Here is a 19,079-nt window from a genome sequence, read left to right as displayed (position 1 = left end):
ATAGAAATTTCTGATAATATATAAGTATAACTTGAAAACAAAGGGGAGAAATAATTATGAAACTAGTGGTTATTAATGGTACACCAAGAAAATTCGGTAGAACGCGTGTGGTGGCAAAATATATTGCTGATCAATTTGAAGGGGAGTTATACGATTTAGCAGCAGAGGAACTGCCTTTATATAATGGGGAAGAATCACAACGTGAATTAGAAGCGGTAAAAAAATTAAAGGCGTTAGTGAAAACGGCAGACGGTGTAGTACTATGTACACCTGAATATCATAATGCAATGAGTGGTGCGTTGAAAAATTCGTTAGATTACTTAAGTAGTAGTGAATTTGTTCATAAACCTGTCGCATTACTTGCAGTTGCAGGAGGCGGTAAAGGTGGAATTAACGCATTAAACAATATGCGCACTGTTGCTAGAGGGGTATACGCAAATGCCATCCCAAAACAAGTTGTGCTTGATGGACTTCATGTACAAGACGGTGAACTGGGAGAAGATGCAAAACCATTAATTCATGATTTAGTTAAAGAATTAAAAGCATATATGGGTGTATATAAAGAGGTGAAAAAACAACTAGGAGTTGAGTAATCTGCCATCTTTGTATAAAGATTCACGCTTGTATTTCATTCTAGGGGCCAATAGCTTATCAGCTATTGGTTCCGGAATTGTTATGATAACGATTCCGTGGTTGTTAATTAAAGAGAGTGGTGGAGATACAACGTTCGGTTATGTTTCCATCATCGCAACTCTGATTATGTTTTTATTAACGCCGTTTATTGGGCAAAGTATTGATCGTTTTTCAAGAAAATCTTTATTATTATGTAATGAAGGTATTGGGATAGTCGTTATAGGAATGATGGCTATATGGGGATTTACTGGGCAACCTTATCATTCAATTCACTATATTCTTATATATATAGCAGGGTCATTTTACTATTTACTATTTTATCCTACAATATTTGCGTTCAACCAAGAGATATTTCAAGCAGAACATTATAAAAATTTAAGTGGAACAATGGAAATACAAGGACAGTTAACGCAAGTTATTTCAGGAGCGGCTGCTAGCTTTCTTATTGAAATCATTTCTTTAAAATGGATTTTGTTAGTAGATATGTTAACTTTTGCAGGAGCATTTATCCTTTTCTTATGTATACCGTACGTAAAGAAAAAGGAAGTAAAAAAGAAAGTAACATTTAAGAAGCAATTGTTCGAAGGAATTCACTTCATGCAAAAGCGTCCGAAGTTCTTTTGGTTTTTACTTGCGACTTATATGCCTTTTATCGGTGTTATGATGGCAAATTATTTAATCCCGGTATACATTTCAGATATATTAAAAGCCAGTGCCTCAGTATACGCAATAGAAGGTATGATGTACGGCGTCGGAGCGGTTCTTGCGGGAATAGGTATTCCAATTATGATGAAATATATAAAGATAGAAGTTTCAATCGTCATGACGATGCTCATTTATGTAATTTCAATTACCGCAATGATTATTGAACCTTCCGTAATGTTGTTATATGGACTTGCAATTTTTCATGCAATTGGAAATGCGGGTACAAGAGTGGCAAGAAATGTATTGATGATGGAGGAAATTCCAAACGAAGTAATGGGACGTGTAGACAGCTTATTTCGATTAATTGGTACAGGAATACGAATTGTATTATTAATGCTGTTTACAGCTGGGGTATCTAAAACTGGGGTAATGCTCCCTTTTTACGTATTAAGCTGCATATTGATCTTTTCATTAGGAATCGCTATGTATTATGTACTTTCACAACGTAAAGTAAGGACGAATGTTTCTAATAAATCAATCGTATAAAGTGAAACTTTAATCTGTGGGGGTTCTGTTCATCCCTCTCCAATCGGGCTTTTACGGGCAGCCCGACTCCCACCTAACTTCTTTGCTTTCGCTGAATTTTGAGGTGAGGATCATACTGCCCGCAAATAGCGGGATAAAAAGTACTTCTGCCTTCCAATCTTTTTCTATATAATAAAAAGAAAGGGAGTGTAAATTTATTTATGAACAAATGGATCTTGCTTATAACCTTATTATTACCGCCACTATACATTCTGTATATGACGTTTCGAATGAAAAATGTTGCTCGTGAAAAATTGAGTAATCACTCTCCGTACGTTCTTATATTAGGCGCAAAGTTATTTGGAGATAGACCGTCTTTATCACTTCAAAACCGTTTGGATGTAGCGTTGGAATATTTATATTTCCATCCTGAAGCGAAAGTAATTGTTTCAGGTGGTCAAGGGGAAGATGAAGATATACCGGAAGCTCATAGTATGAAAAACTATTTAATGGTACATGGTATAGATGATAGTCGTATTTTAATAGAAGATCAATCTACAAATACGTATGAGAATGTAAAGTTTAGTATGGATTTATATGATGTGAAACATGCGGTAGTTGTAAGTAATACGTATCATTTATATAGAACCAAAATAATTGCAAAGCGTTTAGGCATGAAGATGGAGGCGCTAGCTGCTGAAACACCAATGCGTTCTAAGAGGAAAATGTATGTACGTGAATATGCTGCAATAATGAAAACAATATTGTTCGACCGTTAGAGCTCAAATGTGGGCTCTTTTTTGTATAATAATGCGTATTATTTGAAATGAATTCCATCTTCCATCAAAATAAAGGAAACAACGATAAAGGAGTTGTATTTGTGATTCAATTTAATCATGTGTCAAAAGCGTATGAAGATGGCACGAAAGCAGTGGATTCATTGCATTTAGAAATTAAAAAGGGAGAGTTTTTTGTCCTTATTGGTCCGAGTGGTTGCGGGAAAACAACGACAATGAAAATGATTAATCGTTTAATTGAAACGACTGAAGGATCGATTTTAATCGATGGAAAAGATATTCAACAATATAATATAAACGAATTACGCTGGGATATAGGCTACGTGTTGCAACAAATCGCTTTGTTCCCGCATATGACAATTGCAGAAAATATTGCAGTTGTTCCTGAAATGAGAAAATGGGGCAAAGAAAAAACAAAAGCCCGTGTCGATGAATTGCTACAGATGGTCGGGCTAGATCCAGACGTATATCGCGATCGTATGCCTGATGAATTGTCAGGAGGTCAAAAGCAGCGCGTTGGTGTTGTACGGGCATTAGCCGCAAATCCGAAAATCGTTCTTATGGACGAACCATTTAGTGCGTTAGATCCACTAAGTAGGGAGCAGCTTCAGAAGGATATTGTACAATTGCAAAAAAAGATTCAAAAAACAATTGTATTTGTAACGCATGATATGCAAGAAGCGTTATCGCTTGGAGATCGTATTTGCATTATGAAAGAAGGAAAAGTTGTTCAATTAGATACACCAGAAGGAATTATACATAATCCGAAAAATGAATTTGTAGAAGAGTTCATTGGAAAGCGTGGACGACCTTGGTATGAGGGCATGAATATAGGAGATGTAATGCCGCTAGACGATCGCACACAAGGTGAAGGGATTGCTTTATCTTTGCATTCTCCTTTACAAGAAGCACTTATTCGCTTACAAGCTGAAGAATCAGTGCCAGTTGAAGAAAATGGTCAATATGTTGGAGCTTTATCAAGTCGTCATATTGTCAATTACATAGTTGAACAAATGAAGGAAAGAGGCTAAACAGTGACTGATTTTATACAAACGTTCCAAGAACGAAAAATAGAATTACTAACTGCATTAAGTGAGCATTTACAAATATCACTTATTTCATTATTTTTTGCAGTAATTATTGCAGTACCGCTTGGCATTTTATTAACGAGAAAAGAACGAATGGCTGAGTTTATTATAGGAACTTCTGCAGTTATGCAGACGGTCCCATCACTGGCATTACTCGGACTTTTAATTCCGTTAGTAGGAATTGGAAAACTTCCAGCCATTATTGCATTAGTTGTGTATGCACTATTACCTATTTTACGAAATACATATACAGGAATAAGGGAGTTAGATGAATCTTTAATCGAAGCAGCGAGAGCTATGGGGATGAATAGCTGGAGAAGACTGTGGAAGGTAGAGCTTCCTCTTGCATTACCAATTATTATGGCCGGTATTCGTACGGCGATGGTATTAATTGTTGGAACGGCTACATTAGCAGCTCTAATAGGTGCTGGTGGGCTCGGTAAACTCATATTACTAGGTATCGATCGAAATGATCATGCACTTATCGTTTTAGGGGCCGTACCAGCCGCGTTACTCGCTTTATTCTTTGATGTAGTACTTCGAGTGCTTGAGAGTCCAAAACGCTCTTCTAAGCGTGTTATATTGACGATATGTATTGTTTGTATAATGATTGCTTCTCCATTTCTTTGGAATACACAAAAGAAAGATATTGTTATTGCCGGAAAACTTGGATCAGAACCTGAAATTTTAATTCAAATGTATAAGCAACTTATCGAACAAGATACCGATTTACATGTAGAATTAAAACCAGGTCTTGGAAAAACAACATTTGTATTTGAAGCATTGAAATCAGGTGAAGTAGATATATACCCTGAATTTTCGGGAACAGCTTTATCTACTTTCGTGAAAGAAGAGCCAAAAAGCACAAATCGAGATGAAGTATATGAACAAGCTCGAGCTGGAATGGAAAAGAAATATAATATGGTGATGTTGAAGCCGATGGAGTATAACAATACGTATGCATTAGCTATGCCGAAAAAAATAGCAGATCAAAATAATATAAATACAATTTCTGATTTAGGAAAAATTGCACAGGATGCGAAAGTAGGGTTCACATTAGAATTTGCAGATCGTGAAGATGGTTATAAAGGAATGCAAAAATTATATAACTATAAGTTTTTAAATGTGAAAACGATGGAACCGAAACTACGTTATAGTGCAATTCAATCAGGGGATGTTAACGTAATTGATGCATATTCAACTGATAGTGAACTTGAGCAATACGGACTGAAAGTGCTAAAAGATGATAAAGGATTATTCCCACCATACCAAGGTGCACCGTTATTAAGAAAAGAGACGTTACAAAAATATCCTGAACTTGAAAAAGTATTAAATAAATTATCTGGGAAGATTACAGATGAAGAAATGCGAAAAATGAATTATGAAGTAAATGTGAATGGTAAAGGTAGTGAAGAAGTAGCAAAACAATTTTTACAAAAAGAGAATTTACTTCGTTAATTTTACAAGAAATATACAAATTTATATGTGTGAAATGACCGTTCATTACAAAATGAACGGTTTTTTTGTGCATACTTATACATTTTTTCAAAAAAGTATTCCATTTTTCTTCATTTTCTTTTAGAATAAGTAATGTTTTCCTGAAAAAATATAAGAGAAACGTCTATTAGAGAAAAAGGTGACTTTAATAGTTGAACGAACATAACACCTAGAATGACAGATGGGGTGGTACAAATAGAAAAGAAGTTAGGATTTTTTCCATTAATTGCATTAGTAGTCGGAACAATGGTTGGTGGCGGTGTTTTTAGTTTACCGCATGATTTAGCAGTAGGAGCAAATAGCGGCTCTATAATAATTGGTTGGTGTATTACAGCGATGGGAATGATTCCACTCGCGCTCGTATACCAAACGTTAGCAAGACAAAAACCAGAGCTTGAGGGCGGAATTTATAGTTATGCACGTGCTGGTTTCGGTGAATATATTGGATTTAACAGTGCTTGGGGATATTGGCTAGCAGGAATTTTAGGAAATGTTGCAACAATCATGTTACTGTTTAGTACACTAGGTTATTTCTTCCCAATTTTTAAAGGTGGGAATAATGTTGCATCTATCGTAGGAGCATCACTTTTATTATGGACACTTCATTTTCTAATTTTATTTGGAATTCGTGAAGCATCTATTATGAATGTTATTGCAACGATAGGGAAATTAGTTCCAATCGTATTATTTATTGTTGTAATGGTAACAGCGTTTCGCTGGGATACATTTACACATGATTTTTGGGGAGAAGGAACGATCTCACTTTCCTCTATACTGGGTCAAGTGAAAAATACAATGCTTGTAACTCTTTGGGTTTTCATTGGGGTTGAAGGAGCGGTAGTATTATCTGGTAGAGCGAAAAATAGTCGAGATGTTGGTAAAGCGACAGTACTTGGACTTATTTTAGTAATGTCTATTTATATTTTAATTTCTGTCTTGTCAATGGGAGCGATGACAAGAGGAGAGCTTTCCGTGTTAGAAACCCCGTCAATGGGACATGTATTAGAACATGTTGTTGGGACATGGGGAGCAGTTGCGATTAACATCGGGTTAGTTGCTTCACTTGTAGGTACATTAATAGGCTGGTTTTTACTTGTTTCTGAAATTTCCCACGTAGCAGGAAAAGATGGTGTGTTTCCGAAAGTCTTTACGAAAACAAATAAAAAACAAACGCCACATATGGCATTATGGATCTCAAATGGCGTTGCCCAAACTATATTTATAATCGTTCTGTTTTCAGAATCAACATATCAAATTATGTATTTTATAGCGTCAACATCAATTTTAGTACCATATTTATTATCAGCGTTATTCCAATTCAAATTAGTTATTACAAACGAACTAAAAGATGCAAAAGTAAAAAACGGCTCGTTAGCTTTAATTGCTTCAATTTATTCTGTATGGCTTCTATATGCAGCAGGTTTGAAAAATTTATTACTTGTTTCAATCGTATATGGAATCGGGATTATTGTTTACATGTATGCAAGAAAAGAAAAAGGAAATCGCTGTTTTAGAGGTATTGAGAGATATGTAATGTGGGCAATTGTTATTGCAGCTATTACATCACTTTATATGTTATTGACTGGAAATATAAAAATGTAAAAGTCCTTTTAAATAAAGGGCTTTTTTCTTTGTCTAGAGAATATTTAATACATAAGATATTCAGGAGGGATGAAAATGGAAGAAAAAGAACAGTTAACCAGAATTGTTGATTTAGCGAGTGAAGTAAGGAAAGTATTAGTGCAAGAATCCTTTTTTAATCATCATCCTGAACTACGAGGAGTGATTGAAAATTTAGCGAGTGCTGTAGAGAATTTGGCGGAATTACAGCAAAATACAGATGAAAACGCTGAAGATCGATTACGATATGTACTTGCTAAAATGAAAATTGCACATAATGCCATTTTACAAGAGAAAAAAGCATTTCCATCTCATTAATATACGTTTTGATTTTGAACCTGACGGATAACGTCAGGTTTTTTGTTTCTAGTTTTTCGTTTCCTTCATACACTAAGAATAGTATGAAAAAAAGAAGGTGACGAAGGTGAAATTACATAAAGCTCTTCAGCCAAGTTTTATAAAACGAATGTACTATATGAGGTTTATTGGAAAGTTTACAAAAGCAGAGAGAGAGAAGAATGGAGAGAACTTCTTTGTACAATGCCTATCGCCAATACCATTCACGTTACAAGAGCAATTAAAAAATGAACCATACGTATTTGAAGGTTTATGTAGCAATAAAAAGAATGAAAAAGTCTTTTCGGAATTAAAGAAAAGAAAATTAGAAAAGCAACTGGTTATGTTTCGTCTCTATTACGAGAGAGGACATATATATGTGGAGTTAATTTGTGCTGAGGAACCGCGAGAAATGGCTAATGGCTATAAAATGATTCCAGTACCTAAAGTTTCCGAATACAAAAAAGTAGAGTCTTTAGAAAGAAAACTTGGAAATGGCTATTTATCATTTCTAATGCCAAAATATCCGAAAGACTTTGAGCCTCCTGAATTATTGTGGCACGATGGAAGGTTATATGGAAATATATCTTTAAAGTCATCATCAATTAGTTCAATTGCCTATTTTGAACAGCAACGGGAATGTAAGTATATAGACTTTAATGACTGGGGTAAGCATGTAGAAATAGCGGTAGAAGATCAATTATATTTTGTAAGTAATCACATGTATGAGCAATTAAAAAAACGAATGACTGAAGAAGGTAAGCGTGTAGAAGTAGAGGAAATAAAAGTGCACAAGGATGAATGGGAATGGGATGAGCGTGAATCCGTCTTTTTACAGTATGTAAAAAGTTTCGTGCGTAATAAAGGGCTCTATTTGGATGAAACGGACATTTACAATTTTCATATAAGTGCGAAAACAAATATGTTGACGATTCTTGGTGGTATACCAGGCGCTGGGAAATCCCGTTTTGTGCAAGCTTATGCAGAAGCACTTGGGTTACAGTATGGGGAAGAATTGGTGTGGATTCCGATATCACCATCGTATCAAGAACCACATGATTTACTTGGTTACCTTCACCCAAATGGTACTTTTATTGAAAGTGAAACAAAATTAGTTAGGGCGTTAATGAAGGCAAAAGAAAATCAAAATCAGCTATATATAATCGTTTTTGATGAAATGAATATGTCACATATTGAGCATTGGTTTACTCCATTTCTATCTGTTCTTCAACTTGAAAAGCAAAACCGTATTTTAAATTTGTATGAAGGTGTACAAGAAAAAGAAAATCAAATTCCACCAACAATTGAAATTGGTGAAAATATTATATTTGTAGGTACAGTAAATTTTGATGAAACAACGAAAGAACTCTCAGATCGATTATTAGATCGGACGAATTTAATAACGTTACAAAAGATTCCGTTTTGTGAGATGTGTATGGAACAAGAGAAAATTGTATTACAACCACCTCTGAAAGTAACTGCAGGAGAATTTCGTATAAGTTGGGTTAGAAATAAAGCGATGATTGAGGTGTTTTCTGAAGAAGAGTTAGAGCTATTAGATAAGTTACATGTCGTATTGTCATCACACGATACGTCAAAGGGAATTTCATTTCGATGTGCAAACGCAATAGCTACTTATTTGCAAAATATACCGTTTCAAAATAATTATTCTTATATGATCAGTAGAGAAGAAGGATTTGATTTACAAATCAAGCAGCGTGTACTGACGAAAATAAGAGGAACTGAAATGATGGTTGGGTCTTTACTTTCTGAAGAAGTAAAAAGGGGAGCGACATTAGTACCTCTTTTGCAATCGCCACTTGCAAACAGAGTATCTACATTTGAACACTCTTTAGCATATATAAGAGAAAAGCGTAGAGAACTGGAGTTGTATGGCTATGCAAAATGAAGGGCGATATGAAACAGAAATCGTTGATACGAAAGAAACACTCCCTTTTGTATTAAAGTTAATCATTGGATCTGAGGCAAAAGGGGAATATATTTTATTAAATCGTCTTTGTACATCTACTACAGCATTAGTTCAATGTATATATAAAGTACAAGAATTAAAACCAATTAGATTGCATTACCATTATGAAAGTCCAATGAATATTACTTTTATATGGAATAAAGTATATGAGGGACAGAAAAATATAAAAGAGTCAAAATATGAAATAAATGAAAAAAAACAAAAGGTATTAATATATGAACATGGAAAAACGGAATTCTTTTATCCATGGCGTTGTGGCTTATATCATTTTGAAGTGAATATAGAAGATAAAACGTATTATGGCGCTTTTCAAGTCGTTCCCAAAAATTTTTTTGATGACCAATTTGAAATGATTCAAAACTATGTAAAGTCAATTTTAAATGAGTTGATTTTAGATAGAGGTTATTATAAAAAGACTTTCTCTGCACTCAGTGATATTGAAGATTCTTCTTATTTAGTGTTACTTAGAAAGTTGCCACAAAAAATGAAAAAGATAAAGCAAATTTTTAAGAAAATAGAATTGAGTTCAAAATTTATACATGAATATAAATGGGAAGAAAAGGAGCGGAAAGCAACGAGAAAAGGAGCCATAGTGGCGGAAAGAAAACCTTATGCAAAAAAATATAATCGTAAGTTTATAGAACAAAAAAATAGTAAGGAAAATGCTTTTCTTAAATTTAAAGCGATGCATTTTAACCTCTATTTACTTGAAGCTGAAAGTTTTTTACGTCAAACAATTGAAATATTAGAAAGAGCAAAAAAGAAGAAATCAGAAGAATTTCAAGCTGTAAAAACGATTATACAAACAATTGAGCGTAATGGATCAGTGACTGATAGAGAGAAACAAAAATATAAAAATATACATTTACTAAAAGAGGCGGATTTGCGAAAAAGTTCTATGAAGATACAAGAATATAAAATATTAGCGCATTTTGTACATGAAAGTGTACAATACTTTCAAACTTTAATGCATTCTCCATTTTGGAGAGAAGTTTCCGAAACGGGTAACATGAACTCACATAATTTACCGATACCACATCAACAACTACTACAGTATTTAGATTTACTTCCACAATATACAGATCAATCTCCATCTTTATTATTTGTTTATAAACCAACATTTTTAGTGTATGAATATTACGCTTTTTTTATCGTTATTTCCATGCTAGAGCAAATTGGTTTTGAGGCTATAAATTCCATCCGTGAACAAATACAAGAACATTTTTATGTAGATGGATTACAGGATGGAACGACAGTGGTTTTACACCGAGATGATATGAGAGTACATGTAGCATTCAATGATTTAATTGAAACACATCCTCTTATTGCATTAAGTAAAGGGAGTAATTTTTATAATGGAGAAGATACGAAGAAGCCAGATATTCGCTTAGATTGTTATGTAAAGGAAGAAGGGAAATACGTATATCAATCTTCTATTATTATTGAAGTGAAGTATAGCCCAATGTACAATATTTTTCAACACGTTGGAAATACGAAAGCAACTGAGCAAATGTATAAGTATTGGTCTATTAAATATGTAGAAGAACAGGATGGAAAGAGAGTATATTATCGAAGGGCCATTTATGAAGTTATTTGTGTATATCCAGGAAGTCATATGCATAGTAAAAAAATTGAGTCCGGGTGTGGTGTGTTCTTGCAATTATATCCATATAAAACGAAACAAGGGGAAGAGAAATTAGCCGGAAAACATGGGATGGTACAAATTTTTGAGAAGTGGTTAAAAAGCATGAAGAAGTAAAAGAAATCCTTTTTTATAAAGGATTTTTTTAGATTAAGAAGAATTATATGCAGTATGGAAGGAAGCTTCATACGACTTGAATTTGAAAGTAATATAAATATGGTGTTAGAAGAACGGTACATGAGGGATAAAAGACGATTTAGATGGAATTTAATTCATTTTGCAGAATATAATAAGTCATAAATATTTTTAGTTGCATACGAAGATGTGTTCTTATATGATAGATAGTGAAAGCGTTATCAAAAACAGAGCGGCGATGGGAAAGGCGGGGAAATATGTTCCAGCGGGTTCAAACAAAGGAAGAACATTTTTGGTTCGAGCAACTATGGGGAGATTTTTGTGAAGAAAGAAACTTAATGTTCGTAGAACGTAATTTAAATCCATCACGATTTTTATTAATAGAAGATGAACATCATATCGGTACAGTAGAATGTATTAAGTATACGGTACCAGAGCAATCAAATTCTGAGTTTTTCTATCCGTTTTCTAAAAATGATTTAGTAAAAGATTTGAAAAATGTATATGAAATAGGCAAGTTAAGTATTGCGAAAACGTCTCGTGGGAGAGGACACTTCAAAAGATTAACAGCTATTTTATTTATGCATGCATTAGAAACGAAAGCAGAATGGTATATTGCAGCAGTTACAAAAAGAATGTATATGTATTTAGTAACACTTGGTTTTCCAATTGAAACGATAGATAAGCCATTTCAGTTTCATGATACTTTACAAGGTGTACCAGTACGAATTCATGCCCGGAAAGGGGCTACGCATTTATATTCTTTAAAAGAATTTCGAGATGTAATTCAAGGGAATGCTCATGCACAGGCATTAATCGCAGAATACAGTAAGAATATTATGTTAACTAAATAAAGCGAAATGAATATGTATAATAAAGAGAATGCTATTTTAATATGAAATCACTCTTTATGAAAAAAGACCCTTATTATTGTAATAAGGGTCTAAAATTTATAATCCAAATATACTAAAAATCATTTTGCGGCGCTTCGGTTTCTTTTCACGTTCATATGTTGGTTTAGTATCAGGAGTTATATATATTGGCTCTTCTTTCTTGAGTGCAGCCTCTAGCTTTTGAATTCGCTCTAACATTTCCTCCATTTCACGGCGATGTTGTAACAGTTGGTACGTAACAACATCATTTGCCTTATCTTGCATTTGTTCTTCCATTCGATCTAGCCTTCTCGTAATAGTGTTTAATTGAGCTGCTAATTGCTCAAATTCATGTGATGATTTGTTTTGAACAATTGTATTTACTTGAGTTTTTAATTCTTCAACATCATGTGATGAAGTTTTTGGGGTAGGGTGAGAGTTTGGAGACTGCTCTATTTGTGAAAGGTGGAATTCTAACATTTGATCTAAATCATCTTGTGTGAAAATAAAGTGACCATATTTATTTTTTTCTATCGTAAGATTTAATTGTTGTGCAATCCGGACAACAGCCTTTGGGCTAACACCTAATTTTTTTGCGATAAATGGTGTTTTATATTCCAAAATAATCCCTCCTATATATATCCTGTTAAATGATTTCGATCTATGAAGGAGGTTCCCTTCTAGGGTGACAAAAGAAGTGTGGAATCGGCAAAGAAAGTGTTTTTTCACGAAATGAAGCTGTGAAGAATATATCGTTTATATAAAATGTTTTATCTTAAGATTTAGAACTATTTGACTAAGGGAAATGAATTAGATTATCATAATGATAAATATCTTTTTTATGTATGCATATAATATATAAAAAGGTGGTTGCTAATGTAGAATTTTGTTAGAGTATTAGAATGCTTACTTCACTTGAATAAAATTAAGTAGGAGGTGGCTTCCTTGCTTACAATGTAAGTAAGGAGAAGTATTTGGACATATATAGTATAAGTATAGTGATTGTTTTAATTGCCTTAACGGCATTTTTCGTTGCAGCAGAATTTGCAATTGTTAAAGTGCGAAGTTCACGAATTGACTATTTAATTGCAGAAGGAAATAATCGCGCAACATCTGTCAAAACAGTCATTACAAACTTAGACGAATATTTATCTGCTTGTCAGCTAGGAATTACAGTTACAGCTCTGGGGATTGGGTGGTTTGGGAAACCTGCGTTAAAGCAAATGTTCGACACGCTTTTTGTAAATTTGAACATTTCTACTCAACTGGCAGACATTTTTGCTGTAATTTTAGTATTTTTGTTTATTACATTTTTACATGTTGTAATAGGGGAATTGGCCCCAAAAACATTCGCGATTCAAAAAGCTGAACAAGTGAGTTTGTTTGTTGCTAAACCGTTAATTTTCTTTTATCGTATGGCGTTTCCATTTATTTGGATTTTAAATGGATCAGCCCGAATTATTACGAAGTTGTTAGGGCTGGAACCACCGAAAGGGCACGATGAGGTTCATTCAGAAGAAGAATTACGGTTGTTAGTTTCAGAAAGTTACAAAAATGGAGAGATTAATCAGTCTGAATATAAATATGTAAATAAAATTTTTGAATTTGATGATCGTATAGCGAAAGAAATAATGGTACCCCGAACTGAGATGCATATTATAAGTAAAGAAATGCCTGCTGAAGAAGCTTTGCAAAAAATGTCTCGAGAAAAATATACGAGATACCCAGTTGTAGATGGAGACAAAGATCACGTAATAGGTTTTGTAAACTTTAAAGATATTTTCACAGATTTTGTGCAGCATAATGCAGTAAGTAATAAGAAAGTAGAGCAATATATTAGGCCAATCATTTTAGTTATCGAATCTATCCCAATACACGACCTATTTTTAAAAATGCAAAAAGAAAGAACGCATATTGCTATATTGATAGATGAATATGGTGGTACATCTGGACTTGTTACAGTTGAAGACATTTTAGAAGAAATAGTTGGAGATATTCAAGATGAGTTTGATACAGATGAACAGCCAGAAATTCAACAAGTCAGTGAAACGAAAACAATTCTAGAGGGAAAAGTGCTTGTTAGTGAAGTGAATACGTTATTAGGTTTAACGATTGATGATAATGGTGTTGATACGATAGGTGGCTGGATTTTAACGAAAAATATAGAAATTGCTGAAGAGGATTTCATTGAAATTGAAAATTATAAGTTTTGTGTGAAAGAATTAGATGGACACTATATAAAGAGACTAGAAGTTACAAAAACTGTAGAATCAATTGTTATTTTAGAAGATGAAAAACAAATTCCATTTCAAGAACAAATTAGTTCGTAGACTCTGCTATATGGCAGAGTTTTTTTTGAGCATAATGTTTTTGGCGGAATAAGGGCTATGATACAATGGCATAAGTCAGACCTTTCACTAGGTGAAATATTGTTGTATATATATATTTGGAAGGAGAAGAATTATGAAAAAGCATTTATATATAAATGGAGATTGGAAGTCTGTAAACACCTATAAACCATTATACGCACCATATTCTGAAGAAACGTTAGCGGAAATTGCACAAGGAACGGAAGAAGATGTACAAGAGGCTGTTACTGCTGCAAAAAATGCAATGAAAAAAATGAATACATTATCTGCATATGATCGTGCGACTATTTTAGAGAAGGTTGCACAAAAAATGGATGAAAGAAGAGAAGAATTTGCAGAGATTATAGCAAAAGAGGCTGCAAAACCAATTCGTGCTGCGAGGGGAGAAGTAGATCGTACTGTTCAGACATACAAATTTGCAGCGGAAGAAGCGAAACGTATATACGGCGAGACACTGCCACTTGATGCAGCACCTGGCGCAGATGGGCGTATTGCATATACAATACGAAAACCGATTGGGGTTATCGGAGCGATTACACCATTTAATTTCCCATTAAATTTAGTGGCACATAAAGTCGGCCCTGCAATTGCTGCTGGAAATACAGTTGTGTTAAAACCAGCTGATCAAACGCCATTATCGTCTTACGCATTAGTTGAACTATTTGAAGAGGCAGGATTGCCAAAAGGAGCTTTAAATATTATATCTGGTCCTGGTTCAACTGTAGGTGAGGCGCTAGTTACAAATGATGATGTTGCTTCCATTACTTTTACGGGAAGTCCGAAAGTTGGAATCGGAATTAAGGCAAAGGCTGGGTTAAAGCGAGTTACGTTAGAACTAGGATCAAACGCTGCTGTTATTATTGATGAAGATGTAGAATTAACAGATGAATTAATTGAACGTGTAAAATGGGGAGCATTTGTTAATAATGGACAAGTTTGTATTTCAGTACAACGTGTTTTTGTACATGAAAAGAGAACAGATGAATTTCTTTCAAAGCTAAAGAAAGCGATGGAAACAGTTGTTGTTGGGGATCCATTGCATGAAGAAACGGATGTATCGGCTTTAATTTCGAAAAAAGATGTAGAGCGAATTGAAATGTGGGTGCAAGAAGCTATTAAGGAAGGGGCAGCTGTTTTATACGGTGGTAAGAAACATGATACAAGGATTTTTGAACCAACTGTATTAACAAATGTTCCGGAGTATGTATCTGTACAGTGCCAAGAAGTATTTGGTCCACTTATGACAGTAAATACATTTAAAGAATTTGATGAGGCGATAGAGCAAGTAAATCATTCACGTTACGGTCTACAAGCAGGTGTATTTACAAATAATTTGTTTAAAGCAATGCGTGCAATTGATGAGCTTGAAGTTGGTGGTGTCATGATTAATGACATTCCAACGTTTAGGGTAGATCATATGCCTTACGGTGGTGTGAAAGAAAGCGGCACGGGGCGTGAAGGAATTAAATATGCAATAGAAGAGATGACAGAAATGAAATTAGTCTGTATTAAAAAATAAAGTAGATTGAGCTTAAACATCGTAATAAAAAACGAGCAGGAAATGTTTACGATTCCATACTCGTTTTTTATTGTTTGTTTTACGTTTCTCGATACGATTTCATTTAATCAAGTGTACCTTTTACTTCATTTCTTGTTTGAAAATAGCATCTTCTACATAAATTTGTTCTTTGTCAACAGCAGTGCTATGAGATAATACTAAACCGATGGGTGTTTCTATGCCTTTATTTTGAACAATTGTAAAAGGAACATTTTTTTCATTTGCTAATTTAATGTATTTTGATAAATGTGGGTAAGCAATGCCACCATTTAGGAATATTTGTAATGATTGAGAAGAGCGCATACTACTAGCTACTTCAGAATATACATTACTTTGCATTACTTGACCGATAGTTAAAGCGATTTCTACACGCTCACGTAATGTAGTTAAATACATATTACGTTCTTCTGGTTTGTTCTGCTTTTGGCCGTAAATGCCTTCTTGGAGATAATCTTCCACATTTTTATTTACCATATTTTTCACACCTTTCATTTTCTATTGTACGAAAGAATGAGGCAGGATGCAAAAAAAGTCGCATCGAATGTTAAAAACTTTGAATGAAAGGAAGGAAAATAGAATGTATCAATCTAAACAATTAATAAAGGCATTAAAAATTTTATCAACACATATTAACAAAATGTGACAATAATCTATTAACGAATTGCATTTTTTGTGTTAATATTCAAAATATAAAGGGTGTTCGTCGTATGGAAATGGAGGGAATGGGGGTTTTTCCAATCGATAAGGATATTAAAGAAGTATTTTGTTCGCACTTGAAAAACAACAGGCACCAATTCGTTGAGAACTGGAAAAACAAAATGATAATTTCCGATAAAGATCCATTTAAACTAGAAGCAGTTCAAAATGGAGAGGATTTATTAGAGTTAATTATCGAACTTACTATGGAAGAAAAAGATATAGATTATCTTCAGCCATTATGCGAGAAAATTGCTATTGAACGTGCAGGAGCAGATGCGAATATTGGAGATTTTGTTTATAATGCAAACGTGGGAAGAAATGAGCTTTTTGAAGCGATGTGTGAATTAGATGTTAGCGCACGTGAATTGAAACCAATTATGGCTCAAATACATACTTGTTTTGATAAATTAATTTATTATACTGTTTTAAAATACTCGGAAATTATATCAAGAAATTTAGAGGAAAAACAGCAATATATTAACGAAACACATAAAGAAAGGCTGACGATATTAGGGCAAATGTCAGCTAGTTTTGTACATGAATTTCGTAACCCACTTACTTCGATTATGGGATTTGTCAAATTATTAAAGGCAGATCATCCTAGTTTATCGTATTTAGATATTATTTCGCATGAATTAGACCAATTAAACTTTCGGATTTCGCAATTTTTACTCGTATCGAAAAAAGAAATGTGGACGGAATCAGAACAATTTTGGCTTAATGATTTGTTTCAAGATATTATACAGTTCTTATATCCGAGTTTGGTTAATGCAAATGTATCGATTGAAAAGAATTTGCCGTACCCAATTCCGCTTGTTGGTTATCGGAGTGAAGTGAGGCAAGTATTTTTAAATATATTAATGAACTCAATTGACGCTCTTGAATCGATAAAAGAAGAGCGAAAAATTATCGTTGATGTATTTGAAGAAGATCAAGCAATTCGAATTGTAATAAAAAATAATGGACCAATGATTCCAGCTGAAAATGTAGAAACGATTTTCGAACCATTTGTAACTACTAAAAAGTTAGGAACTGGTATTGGGTTATTTGTATGTAAACAAATTGTAGAAAAACATAAGGGGTCCATCATGTGTCGTTCAGATAACGATTGGACAGAATTTCAAATTGAGTTTCAAAAATAAACAGTCTACACCAAATGAATGGTGTAGACTGTATTAATTTGTAAGGATAACGCCTTCTAATTTAGGATCTTTCGTTGAATAACCTAAAATTGAAATGGTATAAATGATGTTCGGTTCGACTTTGAAATTCGGTATAGTTAGCAAGACACTTGCATTATCTGCGAGTGAGATTTCAATATCTGCTGTACCAGGGCTAACCTCTAAAAAATCTGTAATTTGTTTAAAGAGTACATTTTCAAATAAATGATCTCCACCTTTTAAACTTACATTTACAACAGGGGTATCCGGAGAAAAATGTGCAAAGCGTATTTTTGCTTGACCAGCTGGTAAATGTGTATTATCAAGCATAGGTTGTAATTGTAGATGATTGTCACTATTTATTGCGGCAAAAGTATAAGAGTGATTTCCCATTATCGGTACTAAAGCTGAAAAGATGGGAGTTTCATTGCCGACAGGAACAATATCTATACGGTATTTACCTTGTACTAATGTTAAATAAGGACTAAATTGTTTAAATGAAATATTTTTAATAACCTTTTGTCCGTTTACTAAAATATCAACCGCAGGTGTATTGGAAGCTGAGTGAAAAAACCTCATGTGTGACGGTAAAGCAGCTTCTTGTGAATCTCTTTTTTCATATGCCTGTACAAGTTTCGTAAGCGCATCATAATATTTCATATATAGTTCTACATATTTTTTCGGATTATGAAATTGATAGTAACGAGCGAGCTGTTCGTAACGTGCAGCTTCTTGTCCATATTTTTCGATTTCAGATTGAGACATGAACATTCCTCCTTTGTCATCATTAACACTATATGCTTAGCAAGAAAGAGGTTATGCAGAAAAATGTTATAAAAAAAGAAAGGTAGGAAATTTATAATAAGTATTTTTACGGATAAGTGTAGTTTAGGTGAACGAGAGTTATAAATTTCTAGAGGACACAACAATATTTCCACCATATGAGCTGATGAAGTTTGTATTTCGAAATAAAAACGTAAGAGTGAAACAAATGAAATATTGAAAACATGTCCCAAATTCTTAGAAAACTAGGGATTTTTTAATTTATGGGCGAATACACATACAAATTGATAATTGTCCTACATAAATTATAAAGGAAAGGTAGTTTGAAATTGAGGAAAGGAATGAAATATTGGGATGGGGATATCCCGCAAGGATTTGTGAGTGGGTTATGGACGATTTTGTGCTTTAGGCTGTAGGATGAAATTTGAATTTGTAATGCTATTGTTTCTATTTACGTTAGCGAATGAAGGTATTAACTGATAAAAGAGCGTCGTGCCGAACTGATTAATGTGGTTAATCGGTTCTTTTTTTATTGTATAAAACGGATGGGGATGTATGTGGAATTTTGGTTTCTTTAAAATAATTGCTATGTATTTAGTGGGATTAATTGTCGAGATTTGTTTGAAAATATGCAATATAAAGTAGGAGAATAGGAAGGAGTTTAAAGGGAGTTTCGTCGAAGTTTACACAATGTCGGCAATTGAGGGAAGCTGACATTATGTTAAGAAAA

The 19,079-nt window shown here is 33.7% G+C and carries 16 protein-coding genes; 13 read left to right on the top strand and 3 right to left on the bottom strand.

What is annotated here, in order from left to right; translation table 11 throughout:
- Window positions 1–56 precede the first annotated feature (56 nt).
- The 10 genes from ACXVYO_RS15050 (at window position 57) to ACXVYO_RS15005 (ending at window position 11,762) form a co-directional block, all read left to right on the top strand.
- On the top strand, window positions 57–593 hold the full coding sequence (locus tag ACXVYO_RS15050; protein ID WP_063262789.1) for an NADPH-dependent FMN reductase: 537 nt from the start codon (window positions 57–59) through the stop codon (window positions 591–593).
- 1 nt (window position 594) lies between these two features.
- Complete coding sequence (locus ACXVYO_RS15045; protein ID WP_458467800.1) at window positions 595–1,824, top strand: MFS transporter; 1,230 nt, start codon at window positions 595–597, stop codon at window positions 1,822–1,824.
- 200 nt (window positions 1,825–2,024) lie between these two features.
- A complete protein-coding gene (locus ACXVYO_RS15040; protein ID WP_458467640.1) occupies window positions 2,025–2,582 on the top strand; it encodes a YdcF family protein in 558 nt (185 codons plus the stop codon).
- A 101-nt stretch (window positions 2,583–2,683) separates the two neighbouring features.
- Window positions 2,684–3,631 (top strand): ABC transporter ATP-binding protein, encoded by a 948-nt coding sequence (locus tag ACXVYO_RS15035; protein WP_458467639.1) that lies wholly within the window; start codon window positions 2,684–2,686, stop codon window positions 3,629–3,631.
- A 3-nt stretch (window positions 3,632–3,634) separates the two neighbouring features.
- Window positions 3,635–5,146, top strand: a complete 1,512-nt coding sequence (locus ACXVYO_RS15030; RefSeq protein ID WP_458467638.1) for an ABC transporter permease/substrate-binding protein — start codon at window positions 3,635–3,637, stop codon at window positions 5,144–5,146.
- A gap of 213 nt (window positions 5,147–5,359) precedes the next feature.
- Window positions 5,360–6,787 (top strand): basic amino acid/polyamine antiporter, encoded by a 1,428-nt coding sequence (locus ACXVYO_RS15025; protein WP_458467637.1) that lies wholly within the window; start codon window positions 5,360–5,362, stop codon window positions 6,785–6,787.
- Between the two features lie 75 nt (window positions 6,788–6,862).
- Window positions 6,863–7,123 carry a hypothetical protein gene (locus ACXVYO_RS15020; protein ID WP_000391452.1) on the top strand — a complete coding sequence of 87 codons (261 nt, stop codon included), beginning with the start codon at window positions 6,863–6,865 and terminating at the stop codon, window positions 7,121–7,123.
- Window positions 7,124–7,229: 106 nt separating this feature from the next.
- Window positions 7,230–9,050 (top strand): AAA family ATPase, encoded by a 1,821-nt coding sequence (locus ACXVYO_RS15015; protein ID WP_458467636.1) that lies wholly within the window; start codon window positions 7,230–7,232, stop codon window positions 9,048–9,050.
- A complete protein-coding gene (locus ACXVYO_RS15010) occupies window positions 9,040–10,890 on the top strand; it encodes a hypothetical protein (RefSeq protein ID WP_458467635.1) in 1,851 nt (616 codons plus the stop codon). Before ACXVYO_RS15015 ends, ACXVYO_RS15010 begins: the two co-directional genes overlap by 11 nt.
- Window positions 10,891–11,165: 275 nt before the next feature.
- Window positions 11,166–11,762 carry a hypothetical protein gene (locus tag ACXVYO_RS15005; protein WP_458467634.1) on the top strand — a complete coding sequence of 199 codons (597 nt, stop codon included), beginning with the start codon at window positions 11,166–11,168 and terminating at the stop codon, window positions 11,760–11,762.
- A 96-nt stretch (window positions 11,763–11,858) separates the two neighbouring features.
- Here the strand turns inward: ACXVYO_RS15005 and racA are convergent, their stop codons facing one another.
- Entirely contained in the window at window positions 11,859–12,401 is a 543-nt protein-coding gene (racA, locus tag ACXVYO_RS15000; RefSeq protein WP_073518453.1) for a chromosome-anchoring protein RacA, read from the bottom strand.
- A 353-nt stretch (window positions 12,402–12,754) separates the two neighbouring features.
- Between racA and ACXVYO_RS14995 the strand changes: the two genes are divergently transcribed.
- Window positions 12,755–14,110 carry a hemolysin family protein gene (locus tag ACXVYO_RS14995; RefSeq protein ID WP_458467633.1) on the top strand — a complete coding sequence of 452 codons (1,356 nt, stop codon included), beginning with the start codon at window positions 12,755–12,757 and terminating at the stop codon, window positions 14,108–14,110.
- Window positions 14,111–14,243: 133 nt separating this feature from the next.
- On the top strand, window positions 14,244–15,668 hold the full coding sequence (locus ACXVYO_RS14990; RefSeq protein ID WP_458467632.1) for an aldehyde dehydrogenase family protein: 1,425 nt from the start codon (window positions 14,244–14,246) through the stop codon (window positions 15,666–15,668).
- A gap of 120 nt (window positions 15,669–15,788) precedes the next feature.
- Here the strand turns inward: ACXVYO_RS14990 and ACXVYO_RS14985 are convergent, their stop codons facing one another.
- Window positions 15,789–16,181 (bottom strand): YueI family protein, encoded by a 393-nt coding sequence (locus tag ACXVYO_RS14985; protein ID WP_000247570.1) that lies wholly within the window; start codon window positions 16,179–16,181, stop codon window positions 15,789–15,791.
- Window positions 16,182–16,414: 233 nt separating this feature from the next.
- On the opposite strand from ACXVYO_RS14985, the gene ACXVYO_RS14980 reads away from it, so the two are divergent.
- The gene (locus ACXVYO_RS14980) at window positions 16,415–17,548 is read left to right on the top strand and encodes a BA2291 family sporulation histidine kinase (RefSeq protein ID WP_458467631.1); all 1,134 of its coding nucleotides are present in this window, start codon (window positions 16,415–16,417) and stop codon (window positions 17,546–17,548) included.
- Between the two features lie 33 nt (window positions 17,549–17,581).
- On the opposite strand, the gene ACXVYO_RS14975 is transcribed toward ACXVYO_RS14980, so the two are convergent.
- Entirely contained in the window at window positions 17,582–18,331 is a 750-nt protein-coding gene (locus ACXVYO_RS14975; RefSeq protein ID WP_458467630.1) for a DUF4397 domain-containing protein, read from the bottom strand.
- Between the last annotated feature and the right edge of the window lie 748 nt (window positions 18,332–19,079).

Source organism: Bacillus sp. BC08 (genome assembly GCF_054326875.1).
The sequence above is the reverse complement of the archived record's forward strand: the minus strand, read 5'-3'. Positions and strand labels throughout refer to the sequence as shown.